The sequence below is a fragment of the Pseudomonas sp. 44 R 15 genome (assembly GCF_900004965.1).
GTDB classification, from domain to species: domain Bacteria; phylum Pseudomonadota; class Gammaproteobacteria; order Pseudomonadales; family Pseudomonadaceae; genus Aquipseudomonas; species Aquipseudomonas orientalis_A.
The window spans coordinates 37,108-60,587 of sequence record NZ_CVTU01000068.1 but is presented as its reverse complement, the minus strand read 5'-3'; the positions used below and the strand labels follow the sequence as shown (position 1 = coordinate 60,587).

The 23,480-nt window shown below is 53.4% G+C and carries 19 protein-coding genes and 1 pseudogene; 9 read left to right on the top strand and 11 right to left on the bottom strand.

Features of this window, described 5'->3' with window-relative positions; translation table 11 throughout:
• Positions 1-194: 194 nt before the first annotated feature.
• The 10 genes and pseudogenes from BFP93_RS08400 to BFP93_RS08355 all read right to left on the bottom strand — a co-directional run bounded on the left by BFP93_RS08400 (position 195) and on the right by BFP93_RS08355 (position 12,345).
• Positions 195-1,406 (bottom strand): MFS transporter, encoded by a 1,212-nt coding sequence (locus BFP93_RS08400; RefSeq protein WP_256095184.1) that lies wholly within the window; start codon positions 1,404-1,406, stop codon positions 195-197.
• Positions 1,407-1,445: 39 nt separating this feature from the next.
• Complete coding sequence (locus tag BFP93_RS08395; protein ID WP_065892725.1) at positions 1,446-2,753, bottom strand: NAD(P)/FAD-dependent oxidoreductase; 1,308 nt, start codon at positions 2,751-2,753, stop codon at positions 1,446-1,448.
• Positions 2,754-2,875: 122 nt separating this feature from the next.
• On the bottom strand, positions 2,876-4,072 hold the full coding sequence (locus tag BFP93_RS08390) for a multidrug effflux MFS transporter (RefSeq protein WP_065892724.1): 1,197 nt from the start codon (positions 4,070-4,072) through the stop codon (positions 2,876-2,878).
• A pseudogene (locus BFP93_RS08385) lies at positions 4,069-4,239 on the bottom strand (alpha/beta fold hydrolase); the annotation flags it as partial. The pseudogene BFP93_RS08385 and the gene BFP93_RS08390, both read right to left, overlap by 4 nt.
• Before the next feature lie 732 nt (positions 4,240-4,971).
• On the bottom strand, positions 4,972-6,297 hold the full coding sequence (locus BFP93_RS08380) for a hypothetical protein (protein ID WP_041931474.1): 1,326 nt from the start codon (positions 6,295-6,297) through the stop codon (positions 4,972-4,974).
• Positions 6,298-6,800: 503 nt separating this feature from the next.
• Positions 6,801-7,277, bottom strand: coding sequence for an aromatic-ring-hydroxylating dioxygenase subunit beta (locus BFP93_RS08375; protein WP_015372122.1), 477 nt, complete (start codon positions 7,275-7,277; stop codon positions 6,801-6,803).
• Complete coding sequence (locus tag BFP93_RS08370; RefSeq protein ID WP_015372123.1) at positions 7,278-8,561, bottom strand: aromatic ring-hydroxylating oxygenase subunit alpha; 1,284 nt, start codon at positions 8,559-8,561, stop codon at positions 7,278-7,280. It abuts the gene before it with no gap.
• Positions 8,562-8,726: 165 nt separating this feature from the next.
• Positions 8,727-10,151 (bottom strand): APC family permease, encoded by a 1,425-nt coding sequence (locus BFP93_RS08365; protein WP_065892723.1) that lies wholly within the window; start codon positions 10,149-10,151, stop codon positions 8,727-8,729.
• Positions 10,152-10,741: 590 nt separating this feature from the next.
• Complete coding sequence (locus BFP93_RS08360) at positions 10,742-11,842, bottom strand: amidase (RefSeq protein WP_065892722.1); 1,101 nt, start codon at positions 11,840-11,842, stop codon at positions 10,742-10,744.
• A complete protein-coding gene (locus BFP93_RS08355) occupies positions 11,839-12,345 on the bottom strand; it encodes a nuclear transport factor 2 family protein (RefSeq protein WP_065892721.1) in 507 nt (168 codons plus the stop codon). The genes BFP93_RS08360 and BFP93_RS08355 overlap by 4 nt, the downstream gene beginning before the upstream one ends.
• Before the next feature lie 483 nt (positions 12,346-12,828).
• Here BFP93_RS08355 and BFP93_RS08350 point away from each other — a divergent pair, with 483 nt between their 5' ends.
• The 4 genes from BFP93_RS08350 (at position 12,829) to BFP93_RS08335 (ending at position 17,073) form a co-directional block, all read left to right on the top strand.
• Positions 12,829-13,968 carry a tyramine oxidase subunit B gene (locus BFP93_RS08350; protein ID WP_015372127.1) on the top strand — a complete coding sequence of 380 codons (1,140 nt, stop codon included), beginning with the start codon at positions 12,829-12,831 and terminating at the stop codon, positions 13,966-13,968.
• Positions 13,969-14,021: 53 nt separating this feature from the next.
• Positions 14,022-14,462, top strand: coding sequence for a Rid family hydrolase (locus BFP93_RS08345; RefSeq protein WP_003232737.1), 441 nt, complete (start codon positions 14,022-14,024; stop codon positions 14,460-14,462).
• A gap of 71 nt (positions 14,463-14,533) precedes the next feature.
• On the top strand, positions 14,534-15,838 hold the full coding sequence (locus BFP93_RS08340) for an NAD(P)/FAD-dependent oxidoreductase (RefSeq protein ID WP_015372128.1): 1,305 nt from the start codon (positions 14,534-14,536) through the stop codon (positions 15,836-15,838).
• Between the two features lie 236 nt (positions 15,839-16,074).
• The gene (locus BFP93_RS08335; RefSeq protein WP_236277690.1) at positions 16,075-17,073 is read left to right on the top strand and encodes a LysR family transcriptional regulator; all 999 of its coding nucleotides are present in this window, start codon (positions 16,075-16,077) and stop codon (positions 17,071-17,073) included.
• Here the strand turns inward: BFP93_RS08335 and BFP93_RS08330 are convergent.
• Entirely contained in the window at positions 17,057-17,689 is a 633-nt protein-coding gene (locus BFP93_RS08330; RefSeq protein ID WP_015372130.1) for a TetR/AcrR family transcriptional regulator, read from the bottom strand. The genes BFP93_RS08335 and BFP93_RS08330 overlap by 17 nt on opposite strands.
• A gap of 383 nt (positions 17,690-18,072) precedes the next feature.
• Between BFP93_RS08330 and BFP93_RS08325 the strand changes: the two genes are divergently transcribed.
• From BFP93_RS08325 to BFP93_RS08305, 5 genes are all read left to right on the top strand, one after another.
• A complete protein-coding gene (locus tag BFP93_RS08325) occupies positions 18,073-19,593 on the top strand; it encodes an aldehyde dehydrogenase family protein (protein WP_015372131.1) in 1,521 nt (506 codons plus the stop codon).
• 66 nt (positions 19,594-19,659) lie between these two features.
• Positions 19,660-20,613, top strand: coding sequence for a PDR/VanB family oxidoreductase (locus tag BFP93_RS08320; RefSeq protein ID WP_015372132.1), 954 nt, complete (start codon positions 19,660-19,662; stop codon positions 20,611-20,613).
• Positions 20,614-20,873: 260 nt separating this feature from the next.
• Positions 20,874-21,950, top strand: coding sequence for a catalase family peroxidase (locus BFP93_RS08315; protein WP_041931476.1), 1,077 nt, complete (start codon positions 20,874-20,876; stop codon positions 21,948-21,950).
• The gene (locus BFP93_RS08310) at positions 21,950-22,507 is read left to right on the top strand and encodes a cytochrome b (protein WP_003232751.1); all 558 of its coding nucleotides are present in this window, start codon (positions 21,950-21,952) and stop codon (positions 22,505-22,507) included. The genes BFP93_RS08315 and BFP93_RS08310 overlap by 1 nt, the downstream gene beginning before the upstream one ends.
• Positions 22,508-23,449, top strand: coding sequence for a LysR family transcriptional regulator (locus BFP93_RS08305; RefSeq protein ID WP_015372134.1), 942 nt, complete (start codon positions 22,508-22,510; stop codon positions 23,447-23,449).
• Positions 23,450-23,480 lie beyond the last annotated feature (31 nt).

Sequence of the window (23,480 nt, the reverse complement as noted above, 5' to 3'; positions counted from 1 at the left end):
CAGCGCATGACTCAAAGGCCAGTCGGCGGCGTTGTACTACTGGCTGGCGCCCAAGCGCATGATCAAGACCATGGCGCAGGCCACCGGGGAGTCTTACAAAGAGCTGAATGCCGATGCCAGCGAACGCCTGGCGGCGTTCGTCGAGGCTCAGCGCAGCAGCGCAGTGCGCGCTGAATAACAGGTGGTCGCCTGCTTCACAGTCTGGACATGACTGCGGTGTCTGAATCCCTGGCGCGATTGAACGCCAACCGAGCTCTCAACACCGCAGCACCATAGATGGCCAGGACCGCAACCGAACAGGCGCCAGAGAACACGAATACCGCTGAGTAGCCAAACGCCTCGATCAGGAACCCACCGATAGCTGGCCCGAATGCCGCACCGAGAGACAGGCACAGTGCGCCCAACGCGACAAGCTTGCCCGACAGGTCGAACTCGGCCATGACGCCAAAGGTGTAAGCCAGCACGAAGCTGATCGAAAACAGGAAGCAAATGACCCCTACGACATAGGTCGTCAGAGAGGAAAACTGCGCCAGCGCCACCAGGCCCAGCAACTCCGCGAGTATGATAACCGCCACCGGCATGAAGCGCCCCACCTTCAGGCCGATTGCCGACGCGATGAAACCACCGCCTGCATTGATCAAAAAGCCCAGCGCCAGCACCATCCCGATGGTATCGGAGCTCAGTCCGGTCTTTTTCCCCATCAGTTCGAGAAACGCCCACACCGACATGATGCCGGTCAGGAACACCAGGCTGGCCACCAGACTCAACCACACGATGGCGCGACTCTCAGTACTGGCAATCTGGACAGCAGCATCGGACGCATCCAATTGGCGCTCGCTGCGACGCGGCACCCAAGGCAGCGGCAGAATGCCCATCACCACCATGGCAAGGGCGATGGTGATCAACATGCCTTCAAAGCCCCACACCGGCGCCACCGCCACTGGCAGCAGGATGAGCAGGAAGGCGCCCGGTACCGTCTCGATACCCAGCTTGAAACCAAACGCACGTTCGGGCCGAGAGCTGTCACCGAAAATCGTCATGGCCAGGGCATACAAGGCGCCTGTCCCGGCACCCGCCAAGGCCATGATCACCTGCAGCATTTCATAGGAAGGCTCGCGCAAAACAAACAACACCGCGCCCACCACCAGCGCCGACGACAACGCCGAAATAACCCGCCAGCTGAGCCGGTGAATCCACAGCAATGACGCCAGCCCGAACGCGCCGAATCCCAGGTTCATCGCCATGGCGAGGTTACCCAGTTGGTGCTCGCCCAGCCCGAATCGCTCGGCAAACGCTCCAAACAGGACCGGCAGCACGTTCAATAATAGTGCGCCCGCCCCCGAGACCAGCCCTGCACACAAGTAAACGGAAGTTTTATCGATCGGATTTTTTTTTGTAATTTTCATTGAGGTATCCCGGCTTGATGAACAGAAGTCCACGTTTGCTTAACGACGGCCTACACGGTAGGCATTGAGTTGGCGAGAAACCTTGCCCAGAGAGCACAGCACTGCCCTGAAACGATCCTTGCCGAAAATACGCTTGCGCGGAATTGAACTCATCGCGTCCCAGGCGGGCGAGCCACCGCTCATGCCGTCGGCGATGACTCTGGCGATCACCTGGCTGGGTGTGACCCCGAACCCGGAATATCCCTGCACATAGAACACATTCGGATGCTCATCCAACGTGCCGACCTGCGGGAAGAGGTTCAACGAGCAATCCATCGGGCCGCCCCAGGCCAAATCGATTTTGGTGGTGGCAAGGTAGGGAAACAGTCTCAGCATCTTTTTATGGTTCCACGCCTTCAGGTCCAGCGGGACATACTCGAGCAGCATGCCGGCGGTGCCGTACATCAGCCGGTTATCCGCGGTGATCCGGTAATAATCAATGATCGGCGTGATATCGCTGAAGGCGCCACGGATCGGGCTGATGCGCTCGATCATTTCATTGGTCAGCGGCTCGGTGACCGTATTGATTGCGTAGACGTTGATGGTGGAGTTGTCGAGCGAGCGGTCCAGCTTGTTGAGAAAGGCCCCGCACGCAAACAGCAGTTTGTCGGCCTTGACCGACCCTTTTGCGGTTCGCGCGGGGACTTGAGTCCCATAGTTCACCTCAAGCACAGGAGACTGCTCGAAAATCCTGCTGCCATGGATTTCAGTGAATGCCTGAGCCTGCCCCAGCAGCAGGTTCAGCGAATGGATATGCCCATTGCCCATATGCTTGAGCGCGCAGGTGTAGATATCGGACCCGACGATGCTGCGCACTTCGTAACCTTCCAGGTAAGTGATTTCTTGATCCGGATTCAGGCTCTGGAAACCCTTGGCCCAGGACTGCAACAGCTTCCCCTGGCGCTTATTGAAGCCCAGGTAACCATAACCGTGCCGAAAATCTGCCTGGATGTCATACCGCGCGATGTGTTGCTTGATCAGGCTTGCACCCAGGTCGCTGATCTCGAAGATTGCCTTGAGCCCCTCGGGGCCGACGTCCTTTTCGATATTCTCCAGATCATGGCCGATGCCCGCCATCTCGTGGCCGCCGTTGCGCCCCGAACCGCCGAAGCCCAAGTAATTGGCTTCCAGCATCACCACGTTGGTGATACCCCGCTCGGCCAGCTCCAGCGCCGTGTTGATACCCGAAAAACCGCCCCTGATAATCACAACCTCTGCCTCGATATCCCCTTCGAGATCCCGATAATACAGATCGTATTTACGGGTCATGGTGTAGTACGAAGAAGGGTTTTCCAGAGACAACGACATACCAGACTACCTTTTTATTATCAGGGCCTATCACGCCTACAGTGTGTAGCGGATTTGCCTGGCTGGCATGTCCAGTATTGCCGAATTCTTGGTCAGGGCTGACAACTCAACTGCCACCGGACTCAAGCTTGCATTGCGACCGCCCGAGCAGGCAGGCGACGGCTCACCGCATAAGCGACGAGACTACCCAACCCGCAACACCCCACCACCAGGCACATCGGCCACGCGGTGCCATCAGCCAACTCGCTGACCCACACACTGGCCAGCGCGCCAGTGGCAAATTGCACCGAAATCCCCAACGCCACGCTCGCGCCGGCCCGGCGTGGAAACAGCGTCATCAGGCTGGCCATGCAATTGGCGCCGATCAACCCGGTCACACCCATGTACAGCGCCATGCAACACACGATACTCGCCAGTCCACCCCATTCGGTATAGCCGACCAGCATCAGCCCCAGCCCTGCCCCGCTGACCAGCACCGCGCCCACGCCGAGCATGCGTTGCGGCCCATAACGGCCGACCCAGCGCGCATTGATGAAGGTCACCAGGATGATGCCGAGGATGTTCAAGGCGAACAATGCGCTGAATACCCGAGGCGAGGCACCGAAATACACCACGTACACGAAAGGCGAAGCGGTGATAAAGGCGAACATGCCGCCAAAGCCCAAGGCCATGCACAGGATCAGTGCCACCGCCCTGGGCTGGCGGGCAATGGCAAGGTAGGCCGCGAAAGCCGCCGCCACGGACGCGCCGCGATCCTGTATCGGCAGGCTTTCCTTAAGCGTCAGGGTAACCAGCAACAGGCACAGGCTGGACAGGATGAACAAGGTCGCGAAGATCGTGCGCCAACCCTGGATCAGCACCAGCCAGGTGCCGATCATCGGCGCGACCAGTGTCGCCATCATCGTCAACACGTGCATCCACGACAGCACTTTGGCGGCCTCCACCAGGCCGACCATGTCCCTGGCAACGGCGCGCGCCAGTACCAGCGCGCCCGCGCCACCGAGCGCCTGGAAAAAGCGCCAGGCAATCAATTGTTCGACGCTGCCGGCAAACAGGCAACCCAGGGTCGCTGCCGCGTACAGCACCAGGCTGCCAAGCAGCAGAGGGCGTCGGCCATAGCGGTCGGACAACGGGCCGTAGCACAACATGCCCAGGCACAGCCCGGCGAGAAACGCGCTGATGGTGTGTTGCACCTGCGCAGTGCTGGTCGACAGGTCCTCGGCGATTTGCGGGAAGCTGGGCAGGTAAGTGTCAATCGAAAACGGCCCGAAGGCCGTCAATGATGAGAGCAATACAATCAGGCGTGCCCGCGGGTTCATCGACCGGAAATCGCGAGTCTGTGAAGAAACTCGATGACCAGGCGGTTGAGGCCCGCGCCCTGGTCGTCGTGCACATAATGGCTGGCGTCCGCGACTTCGGCGGTGCGCACCTGCGCATTGCAGTCGCGCATGGCTTGCAGGGTCGCCGCCGGCAGAAAGTCCGAGCGCAGGACATGCAGGTTCAGGCCTGCTCGAGTGGTGAAGAAACTGCTGGCTGAGTGCATAGCTTCGCTCCGCTAATCTGCGTAGGAGCGAGCAACCTCGCTCCTACAGTGGCATGAGGTTTGGGTCAAATCAGAAACGATCGAAGCGATACGCGCTCGGACAAGTAGATCAAGTCTATGTTTGTGGTAGTGGACATTATTATTCTCGACTGAAGGAGGTATCGACTGCTCCCACGCTATCGAGGTCGAGTATCGGCGTGCGGTTGGTGACGGTATTGTAAATTTCGGACATCAAGCTTCAAGCCGGCCCTCGGCGTTGGCGCGAAATGATGCTCGATGTCGCGGCGACGCTGTCAGGAAAGTCGATGGGGCTAAAATCGTGAGTGCTCCAGACGAAATAGTCTTGGGAAACGCAACGCCAGAATAAAGCGGCCAAGAACCGCTCAAAAAGAGTGGCTGTCTAAAAAGGGTGCCCTCGGGAACGAGGGCACCTCCACCAAGGAGCAAAAGTGGAAACTATTCCAGGCGCACGGATGAAACGCTCTGCCGGTTTCTAGTGCTGACTGCGTTATTTACGTCATGCTTTTCTTTGATCAAGCTAGATCTCGCAAGAAGTACAGAACGTTTGCCAGGCAAAACTCGGCGATCCGACGGTGAGCTATGGCGTGTGCAGGGATACAACTTTATCTAAACGGCGAGGAACAAAAACAGGTGACATCAGTCACCTGCCAGGTATCAAAATGTCGTAGAAAACACCAACTGGGTGTACACATTTGTATCGTTGTTACCCAACTGCGTCCCCCCCTTCTCTGCGCTCTTGTCTGGCTGGTAGATGCCTAACAACGGCAAAACGGTCAAGTGCTGATTAACGCGCCATTCGGCATACAAGTCGATTTCATGACCATCGGTGTTACTCACGTTACGATCGATGGTGTCGTAATTAAAGTACATGGCTCCGAGGGTCAGGCTTTCCAAAGGATTGACCTTGAACGTAACATTCTGGATACGAGCGTTATTGTTGAAGGGGCCGGCATAGTTACTGGCCACTTCACCCTGGAACCATGTGCCGTAGCCACGACCCGTCCCATAAAACAAGGTGTCATAACCTTCTGAAAAGCGGCTGTAGCGATAGCTGGCGCTCGGCCTCCACGGAGCATCAGCAAAGGTCCACCCTGCTTCCAGATACCAAGCGTCCTCATTCGCCGCATTCGGTTTGTTTTGCCTGGCGTATTCACCCGACAAAAACAGGTTTTCCACGCCAGCATTACCCACTGCGCGCACGCTGTAGGTCTTCATGCCTTCACGCTCAAGCTGCAGGGGCGAAGCGTACTGTTCAGCGATTTTCGTGGTGTTGATGTACGTCAGGCCAACCGTACCGGCTGCAGCCACGTGTTCCAGCGTACCGACGTACATCTCGGTATTGGCCTGAGAGGGGTTATCGGATTTAAGCCACATCAGATCGCCACGCCAGCCCTCTTTACCGCCAATGCGCAACACGGCTGTCTTATCGAACGCTTTGCGGGCAGCCACGTAGAAAGCACCTCCACGATTGTACTGTCCGTCGCCGAGGCCGCGACCTGCACTGAAGGCATCGCCCTGAATAAGGAAGCCGTCGCCCACTGCAATATTCTGTCGACCGAATGAAAAGTCGATGCCGTCTTTGCCAAGGACTTCAACCAGGTTGCCCGAGCGCCATCCCAAATAAGCATCTTCAATCTTGGTGGTGCGCTCAGATCCATCAGTGTAGCCAGCAGCGTCCCCGTCCCCCCAAGTGGCCGAACTGACCAGTGAGAAGGCACCATAGGCCGTCCCTGCGCCTCGCAATCCCTGATCGCCGCTCACGCCGTACTTGATGTAGCCCTCTCGCCATGAGGACGCCCCCTGTGTTAACCGGCCAGAGGCTGGATAACTTTCACGACTGTGGAAAACGCCAAAAACCGCATCCAAGTTAGCATTGAGATGGGTGTCATCTCGGGAAAAAAGCTCATAAGCGCCCGCGGGAGTTGTTGCATTGAACAGTGCAGCGAGGGTACAAAAGTGAAGCAGGGAATATCGACGCATGGTTGCATTTCCATTTTTTTTATTGGGTTAAGCGATACATTAAATGGGCTATTCCTCACCTGCATTTAAATGCCGCCAGGATTCTGCAGTCGTTGGGGTAGTCAATGCGAGCTACCGATTAATAGTTGCGCAGTCTATGCTTTAAACATCTGTTGCGTTTTTTTAAATCTTCACCTCCTCGCGATATCTTGCTTGAATACCTCTCTAGCAGGCCTAACATGAGCATTATTATCTGTACAACAATCGAGTCTGACGTGCTTTTTCTGTAGAGCCTGTGCCACGTATAAGAAGGGCTAAAAATTTGAGTATGCTGACCCGACAGAAAACACCCGCCTCTACAGAGACTGATATTTAAATCTATAACCGACACCCTCAGTAGACCCTGTTCAACCCCGACAAAGTGCCTTCCGATCAAAACGCTTGGCGAGTGTCAGAAGGCACCACTGTTATAGTCGGCAGAAACAGTTCGGACACTCCTCGTCTTCGGCACCCGAACTGTTAACTTAAAGTATATAACCTATCCCAGCGAGCGCGTCGTCAGCGTTGATCAAACGAATCAACTTACGCTGAATCTTGAAAGTGTCACTGACGCGTTCAAGCTCGTAGACGATGTCCGCGCTGTAATGTTTGAGCGAGTCCTTACGGAACTCGCGCACGTTTTGCGCGCAACGGACCGTCACTTTTTCATCGCTTTCGAACAGCACACGAAAACGTGACAGGGTGCGCACGGTACGCGGCTGCGGGCTGGTGGAAATCGAATCACCTCCGGTCAGACGCTGGATTCGTAACTGACGCATGTGATGATTGTCATAGGCGTAGTTGAGGGTGTTTTCGAAGTCTTCTTCCTTGGGATTGATCGGGATAATGTAAGTACCCTTTTCGTTCCACAGGCTCAACCAGGTGTCGAATTCGCCATGGTCGAGCATGTCGCCTTCAGCCCAGATAAAAGCGGTGACTTGGTTCAGTAATTGCAGGTTCATTTACTTAGTCTCTGCCGTCATCATCTTTTTCCACTGCTGGTAAGCAGCGCGCATGCCGGTCTCGGCGCTTACGTCGCTGACCAGCCCGTCTTCGGTCGGTTTCTCACCCGGCAGGCCACGGTTCAACATGATCCACAGGTCTTCGCCAGCACTGGCGCCTTTCTGCACACGCTCCCAGGCTTCGGAATCGTCCGGAGTACCAAAGCCCATCGGACCCTGGAAGTGCTCATGCAAACGCAGGCGGTAGCGGTTGGCTATAGCAGGGCCGCCGTCCATGGTGATTACCGAGTGATGAATTTCTGTTTCTGTCACCGATATCGGTTGCAGCGCGCGGAAAAACGCCATGGAACAGGCAACGTTGGGGAACAGGTTAAGATTGAAACCCGAGCCACCGACAGCACGAACAATACGGCGCACTTGCTGCTCTTCGATACCGTCTTCGCGCAATTGCGCAGCAAGCTCCTCGAAGCGCTCCGGAATCGGTTTGTCGAGATCGGCTTCAAGATCCACCAGGTCGGGGATCATCACCATTACGCTGTGCCCGTTACCAAGGTCTTCGACGTAACCCGGCCCTTCAACGAAGTCGAACAGTTTGAGGGTTTGCTCATCAACCGATGCCAGGAATGACTTGTGCACCAGAGGGAAGTGGTAAGCGTCTGTGGTATTTTCCAGCTGGATTTTCCAGTTGCCCGGAAAGCGAAAACGGTGCTCGCCTGGGACCTTGATCGGGTAACCGGCGCCCTGCTTCATGAAAAGGTCGATCCATTTCTTGGCAGGCCCGAGGAAGTCGACCAATGGTTCGATGTCATCCTTGAGCGTGGCAAACAGCATGCCCGCGTATTCTTCAACACGCAGGCTGACCAGAGGCAGCTCGCCCTTATCCAGGCAATCACCGTAGCTTTCAGGGCTCGGCACACCACGCAGTGAACCATCCAGCGCGTAACTCCAGCCGTGATATGGGCAGACAAAGCTGTTGGTCTTGCCCTTCTTGTGTTCGCATACCGTAGCGCCGCGATGGCGGCAGCGGTTGAGGTGCACATGGACCTGTTTCTTGCGGTCGCGCACCACGATCACCGGCTGCTTGCCGATGTAGGTGCTTTTGTAGCTGCCCGCCTCCGGGATCTCGCTGACGTGCGCGACCCAGACCCAGGTACTGTAGAAAATCTTTTCCAGTTCCATGTCAAACAGCTTGGCGTCGGTGTACAACGAGGTGTGCACGCGGTCGTGCTTGACCAAGCTTGCGGGCTCCATATCAAACCCGACAACGTTAATTAAATCGCTCACAATTAATTACCTTTCTATCGCAATGTGACGAGAGTCATTTTTAAATAACCTTAAGCCCGCACCCACAGCTCATCAACCGCCGACCGCGAGAGGTTTATTGTTTTAAAGACAACAAGCGTAAGCCCACCTGGATCAAGCTTAACGGCGGTTTAGGTAAGGCCTATATCATTTGATCCCGGAGGAGTCAGCTTTCCTGAAGCGCCCCTTGATTATCCCGTAGAGAAACAAGACAACCAGAAGTAATGGAGTGCCATTGACCCAGGCAGATTCACTGCCCGTTAGCATGCCGTAATTATCGTAGATAAGATAAACGGCAGTACTAAGACCCGCCAGTGCGATGAGTGGGCAGAGTAATGTTTTAAAATACCGTTTATCGTTGGCTTTTTTGAAGTGAACGACGACCCCCAATGTGACAAATGTCTGAAGCCCTATCAATCCAAGCGTCGACAATGCCACCGTTACGGGAAACAAAAATACAAAGGCGTCATAGCCCAGGGAGGAAGAGACGATAATGGTCAGCGCAACGAGCACGGTTACAAGAAGACTAGCATTGGCTGGAGATTTTTTCGTTTCATGAACATGTGAAAGCACATTCGGCAAGTGTCTGTCTTTGGCCAAAACTTGAACATAGCGCGTCGCAGCATTATGCAGTGACAACAAACAGCAAAAGTTGCTGGTGCAGAGCATGAGGGAAACAATCGTCGCCATCGTGCTACCCAGACGAGTCGTGAACAGATTAATGACCAACCCGCCCTTCGCTATTGCTGCCTCGTCCTTGATGGAGTCAAACCCAACCTCACCGATGATCAGCCAGATAATGATCAAGTAGGCGACGCCTACCAAAACGACCGCCAAACGAGTGGCATGCGGAATGGTTTTTGCTGGCTTCCTGGCTTCCATCGCATAAAGCGCGGCGGACTCGACACCGAGGAATGATGCCAGCGCCACCATGAGCCCAACCCCCAGCCCCGGCAACATTATTGCGTCTACCGAGATGGCTTGAACCGGGAGGGCGTTAAGACCTTTATCCAAGAATATGGAAATACCCAGTAGAAAAAGCACAAAGAACTCTGCAAGCACCAAAGGCACGAGGATCTTTGCGGCAAAATCAATATTCGCCCGACCCAGGTAACAGATCGCCCCCACATATAAGACGGTCCATGCTGCCCAGCCGATATCAATACCAAACCCTTGCAGGGTCATATTCGTGTAATACCCGGACGCCACAGCAATCGCCGTGGTAATCGCCAGATAAGAGGCTAAGGCAACCCATGCCGCCCCCGCTCCTACGCCCCGTCCAAAGATCACCGTGAGGTATTTGTAAAATGCGCCGGCCCCCGGGATCGCCCGGATTAATTCGCCATACCCTATCGAGAAAAAAATCATCAGAATTCCTGCCAGCAGGAATGCTCCGGCAAGGCCAGCGCCATTACCGTGCTCAAAAGCAATAGGGGCTGCGGTGAGAACCGCCCCTAACGGTCCTGCGGCTGCAATCACCAATAACGCGATTTTATAAGCACTTAGATTACCTTCTAATTGCTGGCCGCCTGCAGGCACATCTGCAGATAGGGGCTCGGATAGCTCTGTCATCCCAATTCTCCACTCTAATTATTTTATGAATAACGGAAATAAATCGATGCAGCAGCATCCTTGCGGACCAACGCGAGCGCTCCTCAAGCGCAAGCAATACCTGCGCGCTGCCCCTGAAAACCGCAGCCTGGCTATTCTTTATATCGCTCTCCACTCGTTGCCAAGTTCACCAAACGCTTATCTTGCCAAAAGGCGGGTACTCAGGAACTTGTCTTCGATGACACGATTCATGACGCCTATTCAATGAGGCATCAATGTGCAGTGTATATTCCTGGCCGTGGCAATCGGATTGAATCTGGTTCAAGCGTATCCTTCTAATTGTCGGCGCGATGTAGATTGCGCATCACATGTCGCCGGCTTCATAGCGGTGTACGGCCTACCGGTATCCTTGCAGTACTTCGCCGCGGAAACGATGACACCGTAAGCGACATTCGTTGTACAGATTGCAACGCTGCAACCTTTTGGGTGACATCCCTGATCAGGTCCTTGGTCGCCCGAGAAGGAACTGAGTCACTTTTTGCTTGCACCGCCTGCTGATTGCACCGCCTGACCCGCGTGCTTGCTGCGCTCGATGACGAACGCTGATTTATTCAAAGGAACGCACCAGCAATGGCACACAGACGTGCATCGTCACCCTTTGCTCCGATGAGTTGCAGGCCGGTTTTAATGGAGGAACCCGGATAGGGAATTGGCACACTCAATGCAGGGTGCCCGCTCAAGTTGAACGGCCTGAGGAAGCGCGTCAGATCGATCACCGATTCACCCTTGCACACATCGACCAATAGCGGTGGCAGACGAGGCAAACTCGGAAGGACGAGTGTATCGAAGCGTTCCAGCAAATGGTCTACCTGTTCGCTGAATGCCATGCGCACCGCATTCGCTGCTTGTACGGCCACGGCATCAGTGTCGGCCGCACGCAGTAACCTCGCCTCAATATCGGCACCCAGTAAAGCCTGGCCGGTGTAATGACTATAAGCAGCCCACGTTTCAGCATTAATGACGGTCAATGCAGCTTCGAATGCCTGATCAAGAAGCGGCAGCGTGACGACTTCCCAGGCCCAGCCGCGACGATTCATCTCGTTCCGTATGGCTTGCTCAATCGCAGGATCGCAAGAGACATTGACTAAACCTACCCGAAATTTCCCGAGAGGCTTATGCGCCGAGAAAGTTGAGTCCATTGAAGTCATCGCGGCCACGAGCGTCTCGAGATCACGAGCCATGGGTCCTACAACATCAAGAGAACTGGAGGCCGGATACACACCGTGACGACTCAAACGACCGAACGATGGCTTGAGACCCAAGACCCCACAGCAAGCAGCCGGCATGCGCACAGAACCTCCTGTATCAGTACCCAATGCCACATCCACATTTCCCTGAGCAACGATGACCGCTGAGCCACTGGAAGAGCCACCAGGTATCCGATCTGGTGCCTGTGGATTAACTGGCGTTCCAGCCCACTCGTTGATACCGGTCACACCGAAAGCCAGCTCATGCAGCACAGTCTTGCCAATGATTTGCCAACCATCGTCGAGAAGCGCCTTCACAACAGTTGCATGGTTTTGGGCTGGCGGGGCGTGTTCGAAAGCACGACTCCCACACCGTGTTGGCCAACCTGCCACATCCAAAGAATCCTTGATGGCGACCGTCCGACCTGGCCCCCCGATGCAACCTTCAATGACCAGCGGGCTCACAGTGACGCCCCCTGGACATTCTCGAGACGAAAGGCATCAACGCGTTCAGTTGAAAAAGAGGAGATGCGCCAGGCGTCTGCCTCCCAGAGAAATTCCACGCTGAGGGCGGCGACAATTGATCCTGATTGGCCAGACTCGTAGCGACTGAGTTGCTGCATTACCCATCGGCCTTTGGCTTGAAAACCATCGACAGATATCTGCTCACCGGAAAGAAAGTGCATATTTGACAGAAAGTGTGGAGCCGGCGGCAGGTAACTCATGAGCATCGCCACTATCGCTTTGCGTCCGCCTACACGACCAAACTTAAGGGCATACCGAGAACCGACCCCCTGCCAAACTGCGTCCTGGCAGAACAATTGGCCCAGCTCGCTTTCACGTGTTTCAGGCCCGGGAACGTCGCACAAAAACATATACCGATTCAGTAAATGGCGAACCGTAGATTCGGCCTCAAGTACCCGAATACGCTCTTCCAGCAGGGAAATGTCAGAAATGGGGGAAATCATGAAAAGGCTCCTGTCGAATCTGCAAAAACAAGACAAGGAAATTACTGACATAGAAATCGGGCCACAATCACAGCAACCAGGGATCATGTTGCTTTTTAGGCAATGATGTTGATCGGTGCTTGACCGGAATAGCCGCTATACCCTGCTAGCGCAAGCGTTGTCATTACCACAACAAGTGTCGCCTCGAATGTCATCGAGTTCAAAAAAACGAACTGTAGGATAAGCGTGGTCTGTTACCTAGTTTAGCTTGAGCGCCAGAACTCATGCCGAATGCTCCAAGGCTGATTTGGAGCAGTTAAGCGCCGAAAAAAGCGCATAACCGTCATGGCTCACCCGATTATTCGAAGGCCCTGCGATTTGGACCGTTCGATTCAGAATGACAACGGCGTTGAAGGTTAGAGCGCAACCGGTCAGATCACGTCCCCGCTGAGAAAGGTTCGTATCAGCGGCAAGAGCAGTATTTCAAAATGAGCATCAACGACTATGCACAACTTACCAAATATTGATTTCATTTACCTCTCCGAACCGGACATGATTCAGGCGGGCGTCACCAATATGGCAGCCTGTGTTGACACGATGGAAGAAATGTTTTCCCTGATGTACCACGGCGACTACAGGATGGCAGGTCCCAATAACAACTCCCACGGATCTGTGGTGGTATTTCCCGAAGACTCACCTTTTCCGGACATGCCCAAACCTACCCCCGATCGACGCTTCATGGCGATGCCTGCGTACCTTGGCGGTCAATTTCGAACAGCCGGGATGAAATGGTACGGATCCAACATCGCGAATAGAGAGAAGGGCCTCCCCCGCTCCATCCTTCTGTTCGTACTCAACGATGCCGATACGGGCGCTCCTCTGGCAATCATGTCAGCGAATCTTCTTTCTGCTTATCGAACAGGCGCCGTGCCTGGCGTAGGCGCCCGCCATCTGGCCAAAAAGAATTCGAAGGTGGTTGGCATCCTGGGTCCAGGTGTGATGGCGAAGACCTCACTTTCGGCATTCGTTGCCGAATGTCCTGAGATTGACACAGTTAAAGTCAAAGGACGCGGCCAAAAAAATATCGATGCGTTTACATCGTGGGTTCGTGAGACTTTTCCGCAGATTGTCAACATTCATGTGGTTGACACCAACGAAGCTGTGGTACGCGACTGTGACATCGTCACATTCTGCAATTCTGGAGCAATTGGCGATGCCTCTGCCTATCCTGTGGTGAAGCGTGAATGGTTAAGCCCTGGTACGTTTCTGTCCATGCCCGCCTTGACGAGTATCGATGAAGGCATGCAGTCACCCGACATCCGCAAGGTTCTGGACAATCCTTCTCTCTACCAGGCATGGCATGAAGAAAATCCCAAGCCAGTGCACAACATCGTGCCAGTAGTGGGCATCCAATTCCTGGATCTGATAGACGAAGGAAAAATGTCACCTGACCAGCTCGAGGATCTGGGCAAGATTGTTGTCGGTGAAGCACCTGGCCGCAAAAACGACGATGAAATCATCATCATGTCCGTCGGCGGTATGCCGGTAGAAGACGTTGCGTGGGGCACCGTGATTTATCGCAATGCCTGCGAAAAAGGCATAGGCGTCAAACTTAATCTCTGGGAAACCCCAACGCTAAGTTGATCCCGCACGGCCACCGCGCCTTCTGAGTTTTCATTGAATACCGGACACTCCACATGAAAGAAGTTATCGACGTTATTAAAGTTAAAACCGGATCCAAGTTTGAGGAGCTGGGTAGCTATTCGCGCCTCATCGCCGTCGGCGATCTGATTTTCGTATCCAATACCGCCGGCCGCAATCCCGCCACAAAGGAAATGCCCGAAGACCCGGCTGAGCAGACCCTTCAAGTCTTGGCCAATATAGAACATGCCCTTTCGGCCGTTGACGCTTCGCTTGGCGATATCGTTGCCGCGCGCGTGTTCATACCGTTTGCGAAGGACATAGATATCGTAATGGCCACCTACGCAGAAAAAATGCGCGGTATTAATCCAACGCTGACGCTGACCAGCCCTCCTCTGGGATCTGAGATATACAAAGTTGAAATTGAAGTCACCGCCTATCGCGGGGTCTCAAAGGCCAATGTCAAAGAAATCACGATTACTCATAACAATACGTGACACTTAGCAGCCTCAGGGCGTAGCGATTCAGTGCACTTTCGATAACGTATACAGTATCAAGGACAAGAAACTTGGCCCCCTCTATCTCTCCCGTTCAGACTTCTGTCGTTCTTCCTGCCGCCACGACAGTGGTGGTGATCGGAGGGGGCATTATCGGACTCACTGCGGCATTGTCGCTGGCAGAACGTGGCATCCCCGTCACAGTACTTGAAAAGGGCCGAATTGCTGGCGAACAATCCTCGCGAAATCTGGGGTGGATCAGGAAAATGGGGCGGGCCAAACTGGACCTCCCTCTTTCAATCGCCGCAGAAAAACTATGGAGCACCATGGCACAACGGCTCAATGCCGATGTTGGCTACAGACAGACGGGTATTTTGTATACCGCCAGCTCAGCCGGGGAAATGGCTTCACATCAAGAATGGTTGAACTCAGTCGCTGATGCCTCGCTCGACTCACGCCTGGTCACGGCGAGAGAAATCGTTGATATTTCTCCAGGGTGCACCGTCGATTGGGCAGGCGGAATTTACACAGCCTCTGATGGCCGAGCAGAACCTACTCTTGCCAGCAGTGCCATCGCACGGGCGGCTATCGCTAAAGGCGTTATCATCGTGGAGAACTGCGCGGTGCGAACGCTATCCATGTCGGCAGGCAGAGTAAGCGGTGTTGTAACCGAGCGGGGGGAAGTGCGTTGCGATAACGTAATCCTTTCCGGCGGCATGTGGTCAAGACGCTTCCTGGCTACCTGCGGTGTTCCCCTGTTGACGTTACCGGTAGTCGCCTCAGTCCTTCGAACGGCTCCTCTGACGATAGAGGGCATGACTGAAGTCGCAGTAGGCACTCCAGATATCTCTTTTCGCAAACACCAGGACGGCGGATACATCATCACGAACCGGGGAGCTTTCATGGTGCCGATCGTACCTGACAGCTTGCTGATCGGGCATCACTACTTTTCCACACTGCGTTCCCAATGGAAAAACATGAATCTTTCCCTGGGACGAGATTTCATGACAGAACTGGCCCTGTCGCGACGCAATTCTGACCAAGGTACCTCTGCTTTCGAGCAGAGACGGACAATAGACCCAAAGGTCAATCACGGACTGAATCGGGCTGCATTACGCAATCTCACTGAAGCTTGGCCCGCTTTTAAAAAAGCCACCATAGAGCTCGAATGGGCTGGCATGATCGATGTAACGCCGGACGGCCTCCCAGTGATATCCCCCGTGGATAAAATCCCGGGCTTGACGCTTGCTTCCGGATTCTCAGGGCATGGTTTTGGCACCTCTCCAGCAGCCGGACAACTGGTCGCTGATCTCGTCACTGGCGACACACCCATAGTTAATCCCGCACCGTATCACCTCAAGCGCCAGCACAGCTGATCAAGCCAGGAAATCAGGGGTACCTCCGCAATCAAGAGCTCCATAGAACGTTAAACGTGCAACCTGGAACCGCAAATTTCGGCGCAGACAGAAACGCCCCTTAGATCAAAAAGCTATAAAAGTATTGTAGGTCACTGACCAAAAAAACTAGCCCGCAGTATTGCTTCCCGGCATTCACTAGCATAGATTCGTCAGCATAATAAAAAACTTGATGATGCGAACCGTGCGAGGCACCCATGATGAATTCCCAAACTGAGCTTCAAGATCAACGCTTCAAGTATCTGTATTTGAGCTCCAGACTGGGAACCATGCGCGCGGCGGCCGAAGAGCTGGAGCTCGCCGTCTCCTCCATCAGTCGACAGATTGCGAAACTGGAGTCCGATCTAGGTATTCAGCTCATACAAGAAGGTACTCACAGGATCTGCCTGACCGCCGCTGGTCAGGCTGCAGTTGATTATTATGTTGAGCGTATGGGTCATCACAATCAACTTTTGAAAAAACTCGGCCAACTCAAAGAAGGATATTTAAATAGAACCAGCATTGCGGTGGGCGAAGGATTACTCAGTACTCAGGCCATAGGTGAGCTTTATCAATTTTTCAAAGCTAACCGACAATCGCACACTGAGCTGTTGATTGCGCCCTCTCACGAAGTTGAGCGAATGGTCGCTGAAGACGAAGCAGACATAGGATTGGTGTTTTCCCCGACCAAGACCACCAACATCAATAGGCTCCATTCTTTCGATCAACCCATGAGAGCTATTGTCCACCCCGACCATCCGCTGGCGGGCAGATCGATACTCAGTCTTCAAGACCTGGCTGAGGAAGATATTGTTCTACCCCCGCCTGAGTACCGGATCAGAGGAATTATTGATCAGTTGCAAAGTGAAAGCAGCGCTCACTTCCAGCCTTACATTACTTCAAACTCACTGAAGATAATGTTGGACCTCACGCGCAATGGCATAGCCTCGACAATACTCAGTGACTTTCCCGTCATTGATGAGTTATGCAACGGTACATTAAAAGCTATTCCTATCGATTATCACGCATTGAATGTAACACAAGTACAAATTATTTCGCGCCAATCCAGGAAGCTGTCCCCTCTTTCGCGTGATTTGGTGCATTACTTGGCAATGGCGATAAACGCACAGATTCGGCGCATCCGTGACTGCACCAGCAGAAATCCCAATAAGATTTTCTTGGTTCGGAAAAATGCCATAGCTACGGCAGTTGACTAGCCTCTTTTTTCTGAGCGATGTTTTCCATGATTCTCCATATGATGGATTTAGCGTCTTGAACTATTCGCTCATAATTCTGCGCATCCGGCCAATCCACCATGTAAAGCACCATAATGCCATCGATGTGTAACAGCACCTGGGTTGCGACCCGCTTGATGGTCTCACGCGATGCATCAGGGTAAACCCTGGTAAGGATTGTCGAAAATTTTCGCCTATTGACTCTGTACAGTTTACGCTGAAAAAGGCGCGCCTCTACATCCCGGAGTGCCATCCCCCAGAGCTCGACGAAGATAGCTGTAACATCCAGTCGCATGAGATCGCTAAACAAATAATCCAACACAGCACACATCTGTTGTTCGGGACTATTATAGGACTCCATCATGATGAGTTTATAATTTTTCAGATAGTCATTTACGGTATACCTGACCATCTCCAAAAATAGTTGATCTTTGGTCGGAAAAAAATATTGAAGATGACTCAGCGACATATCGACTTTTTTAGCCACGCTTCTCATACTGAATCCAGCATTTCCCGAGTCGAGAAATACCATCCTTGCCTCGACCAAAATAGCCGTACGTTTCTCTTCAGTCTTTTGATTGTTTTTAGCAACCCTCATTGAGAATTTCCTTTTTACCTAAAAATTGCAGAAATTATACAACACTCTTAATTCGCCTTAAAGACCATACTTGCTTGTATTCCATACAGGCTAGATATACCTGCCCGGTCAGATGCACTACTGTTTTACCCGATATCGTCATCGTCTCAGCTTAGTGCAGTCGTGGTCCACGACCTAGGGCACGATCAGCAAAAACCAATCCGCCCTAAACGCAAGTGAGACATTGGACGCACCACCTGGATGATTCGCCTTTGTTGCAGCAAGGGCAACAATAGGTACCTCTGCTGTCATTGTCCAACTCGTGACGGTGCGGGATATTAATTTCCTTTATATTCCGCTAGTACGATAGCGGCCCCTGAAACAATAACAATGGGCATTCGATCATGACATTGGCAAATAACTACGAACACCTCACCGCTGGGGCTAAATCCAAGATCGGCAAACGTACCCAAATCTTCATTAATGGTGAGTTCAGGGACCCGCATTCAGAAAAATACTTTTCTATCGCCGATCCTAGTAACGGTCTTGAATTAGGTCAAATCGCACAGGCAGACCAATTTGACGTCGACCTGGCAGTGGCCGCTGCACGCAAGGCATTTGAAGACAGCGCCTGGTCCAGAATGAGACCCTATCAACGTGAAGCTTTGATGCTGCGGCTCGCTGATCTGATTGCGGAAAATGCTCAGGAGCTTTCTGAACTCGAGACGCTCAGCAGTGGCCGCCTTATTCGAAACACTCGCGCATTCGATGCGGACCTGTCGGTTTATACGCTGCGTTATATGGCCGGGTGGTCCACCAAAATCTCTGGAAAAACCCTGGATCTATCCGTTCCTTACCTGCCGGATCAAAAATTCTTTGGTTTCACAAAACGATCGCCACTGGGTGTCGTCGCAGCAATTACCCCGTGGAACGTTCCGCTTTGCCAAGCGGTCTGGAAATTGGCACCTGTTCTTGCAACGGGGTGCACTGTTGTTCTCAAGCCCGCTGAGCAAACCCCGTTCACTACTTTGCGCCTGGCGGAGCTGTGTAATGAAGCTGGCATTCCACCTGGAGTTGTCAATGTCATTACCGGCCTAGGTCATGAAGTAGGTGCGGCGCTTGTTGAGCACCCTGGCGTGGACAAGATAAGTTTTACAGGCTCGACTGAGACAGGGAAACGAATCGCCGCAATAGCAGCGCCCCTGATGAAAAAATACACGCTTGAACTCGGCGGTAAGTCACCGGTCGTCATCGCCGAAGATGCCGATCTGAACATCGCTATTCCCGGCGCTGCCTGGGCTATTTTCGGCAATCATGGTCAAAACTGCTGCGCAGGTTCTCGGCTGTACGTCCACGAACGCCACTACGCCGAAGTCACTGCGGGAGTCGCTGAAATCGCACGGACCATCAAAATTGGCCCGGGTCTGGATTTAAGTTCGCAGATGGGTCCACTCGTTCATCACGCCCACCGCGACAAGGTGATGAGCATGATCCACCAGGGCCTTGAGTCCGGTGCAGAATTACTGTGTGGGGGCGAAACGATCAACAGCCCTGGCGCTTATATTCAGCCTACCATTTTGACCGACCTTACAAACAACAGCATCACATCCCAAAAGGAGATTTTTGGGCCGGTGCTAACAGCCTTTTCCTTCAAGGACGACCGTGAGGTTATCCAGCGCGCCAATGCGACCTCATTTGGTTTGGGGGCCAGTATCTGGACCAAAAACGTTGATCGGATCACGAGCTTCTTCGGCGGCGTGAAGGCAGGCACTATCTGGATCAATAACCACAATGTGCTGGATCTCAGTCTCCCCTTCGGCGGCATGAAGGATTCAGGCGCAGGTCATGAATTGGGTGAAGAAGGCTTACTCGCTCACACGTCACTCAAGGCCGGTGTTATGCGTGTTTTTGATCAGTCTGAATGAAGATTGGCGAGCTTTTTTAAACCATCAATATGAATTGTCTTCCCGCGTGCGTACAGGTATTACCCGATGAATGAACTCCTAAACGTAGTCGTGCTTAAACGAGTGCTGCAAGGTGATGATGTGGTCGTCATCGAGCTGGCGCGGGCAGACCGCGGCAATTTACCGACCTTTGAGGCCGGTGCCCATATTGATGTGCACCTACCCTCAAATGTGATCCGCCAATATTCGTTGTGCGGCGATCCCGCTGACGCAGGCATTTATCGCCTTGGGGTATTGAGAGATCCTCAATCCAGGGGTGGGTCCATTGCAGTCCATCAGGAATTACTTGAAGGCGTAAAGGTAAACATAAGCCTGCCTCGTAACCATTTCCCGCTGGACTTGAATGCCGAACGTTCAATCCTGCTCGGAGGGGGTATTGGCATCACACCGATGCTGGCCATGGCCTATGCGCTTGAAGCCAGGGGAAAGGCGTTTGAGATGCATTATTGCGCACGCTCACGTAGCCGAAGTGCGTTTCTTGAAGAGTTGGAGCTCTCCGGATTTTCCCAAGCTGTCCAGCTGCACTTCGACGATGAACCTGAAAGCCAACTGGACCTCAAACGCGTATTAGGAGGCAGCCAGGACACGGCTCACATCTATACATGTGGACCGGGAGGTTTTATGAAGTGGGTTATCAATAATGCTCTCGAACTCGGCTACCCTGATGCACACATTCACCGCGAATACTTTCAGGCCGACATTGATACCAATGGGTCTGGTTTTGAGGTTGTGGCGGCGCGCAGCGGTAAAACCGTCAATGTCATGACCGGGCAGACCATTTATCAAGCACTGGCTGAAGTAGGTATTGATATCGAAATATCCTGCGAGCAGGGTGTTTGTGGCACATGCCTCTGTGATGTTTTAGAGGGTGAACCAGACCATCGCGATGTGTATCTCACTGCTGATGAAAAAGCGGCGAACGATACGATATTGGTATGCTGTTCACGATCAAAGTCTCCACGATTGGTGCTGGACATATAACGTCAAAAGCGGTGCATCGCCGGCGTCATTTGCCTTGGCCGTCCTCAGCAATGTGATGACACACAGGCTATGGCGCAGGGATTGTCATGCGTTGCCGCTCAAGCAAACCCATTGAGCCCACCGGGATTTTTTCTTGCCGTATCGGCGGTTCAAATCCCCCTGTCTTACACATGACTACTGCTTTGCGCCGGTTAGTGTTGGCGCTAGCCATTCGGCAGTTTCAATCCAGCGCTGCCTGACAACGTGCAGCTGAGAATTTTATGCTTAAGAATAACCTTCAGGGTTTATGGAAATATCGAGTGCCGTTGTTGGGCATATTCAGTATCGCGACTGCTCTTGTGCTGGCTTTTGCCTGGGCAGGAGGATTCTTAGGCACCGGCGTTACCACAAAAGAGTTTCTGGGTGACTCCCTGGATAATTTTCCACCAGGCTATCGACGGGCCCACGGTAAGGGTATGTGTTTCAGTGGGACTTTTCATGCGAGCGGCGAGGCCGTCCCTCTGTCGACCTCACGTATTTTTCTACCGGCCAACATCCCAGCCGTCGGGCGTTTTTCAATCGGCACCGTGGACCCGCATGCGGCGGACAATTCGACGGCGACCGTCAGCATGGCACTCATGCTGGTAGGCGACGACAAGTCACAGTGGCGAATGAAGCTCAACAACGAACCCTACTTCGCGACTCGGGATGCCGAGGGTTTCCTGGCGCAGGTCGAGGCCTTTGAACCGGTGGCTGCCACTGGACAACCAGCCCCGGACAAGGTGGCCGCGTTTTTTCAAAAATATCCAGAGGCTCGCAAGTCTGTAGAGCGAGAGGCGAACGCGACTTGGCCGGCCAGTTTTGCAGGAACCGAATATAATTCCATCAACGCCTTCGTACTCATTGCAGCGGATGGAAAGCGTCAACCTGTGCGCTGGTCCATGCGCCCTCATGCGGCGGTAGAGATGTTGAGCAAAGAGGCTCATGCGCAAGCCAGTCATGACTTCCTGTTTGATGAAATAACTCAGCGTGTGGGTGTAGCACCCTTGTACTGGGATCTGGTATTCCAACTGGCCGAGGCGGGAGATCCGGTGAACGACCCTTCTCAACCATGGCCGAGCAACCGCAAGGAGGTAATCGCTGGGACGTTAGAGGTCAACCAGGTGGTAGAGCAAACTCATGGGGCATGTCGTGACATTAACTTTGACCCGACGCTTGTACCTTCAGGAATAGCGCTTTCAGACGATCCGGTGCTTGCAGCCCGTGCGGGTATTTACTCCCAGTCCTATAACGCCCGATTACGAGAAATAGGTTTTGGTAAAGCCACTGACGCGGTTGGCAAAAAGGAAATCAAATAATGCATACCCAGCAGAAGCACACCGGTGTGCAAAGTTTCAACTTCGCGGCACGGCTTCTCCATTGGCTCATGGCTGTCCTTATCCTGGCTATGCTATTTATAGGTGTAGGCATGATGTCTTCTCTGAGCCTGCGTCCCTGGCTCATTGATCTTCATAGGCCTCTGGGAATCGCCATTCTTCTTTTGGCTATCCTGCGTCTAGGCAATCGGCTTTTAAGCACCACGCCGCCATTGCCTGCCAGCGTACCGTACTGGCAGGCAATGGCGGCGCATGTTTCGCATCTATTGCTCTACTTGCTGATGCTCTGCCTGCCACTGCTCGGTTGGGCCACGCTCTCTGCCGGAAATTGGCCTGTCACCATGTTCGCGGGCTGGAACCTTCCACCCATTGCTCCTGTCAGCTCCGCGCTTTACGCTTGGTTTCGGGCCGCACATGGGTTATTCGCCTGGGTTCTGTTTCTGCTTGTGTTAGGACATCTTTGCGCAGCGCTGATACATGCTTGGATATACCGCGACGGCGTCTTTTCCAGCATCACGCGTAAGGCTCGTGGTAAATAAATGACGCACATCAACATGGCCACGATCGATCTGAATCTTCTCAGGACTTTTGTGGCTATTTGGGAATACCGCAGCCTGACAATCGCGGCCGAACGCCTACACCTCAGCCAGCCCGCCGTCAGTCACGCACTGCGTCGACTACGCGATGTGTTTGACGATCCGCTGTTCGTACGAACAGCAACGTCGATGGAGCCGACTGACGCAGCTATTCGCCTGCACGGCCCCATTGAACATGCGCTGATTATTATTCAAAGCGCATTAATGATGTTTTCGAACTTTGAACCGAAAACAGCGGATCGTACTTTTCGCATCTCCATGTCGGATATGTCGCAACTTTATGTGCTACCGACGGTGATGGAAGTGCTAGCGCGCGAGGCGCCGAAAGTACGCCTGGATGTGCGTCAAATGCCTATAGAGCAACTGGCTATGGCATTGCGCAAAGGTGATATAGATATCGCGATAGGCTATCTGGTAGAGCTTGGTGAAGAGTGCATCCACGAAAACTTGCTAGACGACGAATTCATTTGTCTGTTGCGCGACGGCCATCCTTTTCAGGAAGATGAATTGAGCGTTCAGGACATACTCGCCCTGCGCTATGTTGACGTTTCGAGCAATATTACCGGCCATGGCGTAACCGCCGATGCAGCATTCGGAAAGGCCGGCATTGCGCGCGAAATCGCTCTGAAAGTGCCTAACTTCACGATTGCCCCGAAAATCGTTGCCAACACTGATCTGGCATTGATTCTGCCGCGTGCCATTGCCATGCAGCTAAACCACGACCAGCGCTATCGGCTGCTGAGTCTGCCCATCGAATTGCCACCTATCTCGGTGGGACTTTATTGCCATAGCCGTTTCCTATCGGATGCCGGGATAACCTGGCTGCGCCGGTTAATCATTAGTCTGTTTGCCTCCGGCAGCCATACTGGAGTTCATATGAAATGAGGCGTGCGAGCATTCTTTATAAACCCTGTAA

Bases quoted from the DNA above. Each gene is read 5' to 3' on its own strand.
- BFP93_RS08400 (WP_256095184.1), bottom strand. From the start codon at position 1,406: ATGAAAATTACAAAAAAAAATCCGATCGATAAAACTTCCGTTTACTTG.
- BFP93_RS08395 (WP_065892725.1), bottom strand. From the start codon at position 2,753: ATGTCGTTGTCTCTGGAAAACCCTTCTTCGTACTACACCATGACCCGT.
- BFP93_RS08390 (WP_065892724.1), bottom strand. From the start codon at position 4,072: ATGAACCCGCGGGCACGCCTGATTGTATTGCTCTCATCATTGACGGCC.
- BFP93_RS08380 (WP_041931474.1), bottom strand. From the start codon at position 6,297: ATGCGTCGATATTCCCTGCTTCACTTTTGTACCCTCGCTGCACTGTTC.
- BFP93_RS08375 (WP_015372122.1), bottom strand. From the start codon at position 7,277: ATGAACCTGCAATTACTGAACCAAGTCACCGCTTTTATCTGGGCTGAA.
- BFP93_RS08365 (WP_065892723.1), bottom strand. From the start codon at position 10,151: ATGACAGAGCTATCCGAGCCCCTATCTGCAGATGTGCCTGCAGGCGGC.
- BFP93_RS08355 (WP_065892721.1), bottom strand. From the start codon at position 12,345: ATGATTTCCCCCATTTCTGACATTTCCCTGCTGGAAGAGCGTATTCGG.
- BFP93_RS08350 (WP_015372127.1), top strand. From the start codon at position 12,829: ATGCACAACTTACCAAATATTGATTTCATTTACCTCTCCGAACCGGAC.
- BFP93_RS08345 (WP_003232737.1), top strand. From the start codon at position 14,022: ATGAAAGAAGTTATCGACGTTATTAAAGTTAAAACCGGATCCAAGTTT.
- BFP93_RS08335 (WP_236277690.1), top strand. From the start codon at position 16,075: ATGATGAATTCCCAAACTGAGCTTCAAGATCAACGCTTCAAGTATCTG.
- BFP93_RS08330 (WP_015372130.1), bottom strand. From the start codon at position 17,689: ATGAGGGTTGCTAAAAACAATCAAAAGACTGAAGAGAAACGTACGGCT.
- BFP93_RS08325 (WP_015372131.1), top strand. From the start codon at position 18,073: ATGACATTGGCAAATAACTACGAACACCTCACCGCTGGGGCTAAATCC.
- BFP93_RS08320 (WP_015372132.1), top strand. From the start codon at position 19,660: ATGAATGAACTCCTAAACGTAGTCGTGCTTAAACGAGTGCTGCAAGGT.
- BFP93_RS08315 (WP_041931476.1), top strand. From the start codon at position 20,874: ATGCTTAAGAATAACCTTCAGGGTTTATGGAAATATCGAGTGCCGTTG.
- BFP93_RS08310 (WP_003232751.1), top strand. From the start codon at position 21,950: ATGCATACCCAGCAGAAGCACACCGGTGTGCAAAGTTTCAACTTCGCG.
- BFP93_RS08305 (WP_015372134.1), top strand. From the start codon at position 22,508: ATGACGCACATCAACATGGCCACGATCGATCTGAATCTTCTCAGGACT.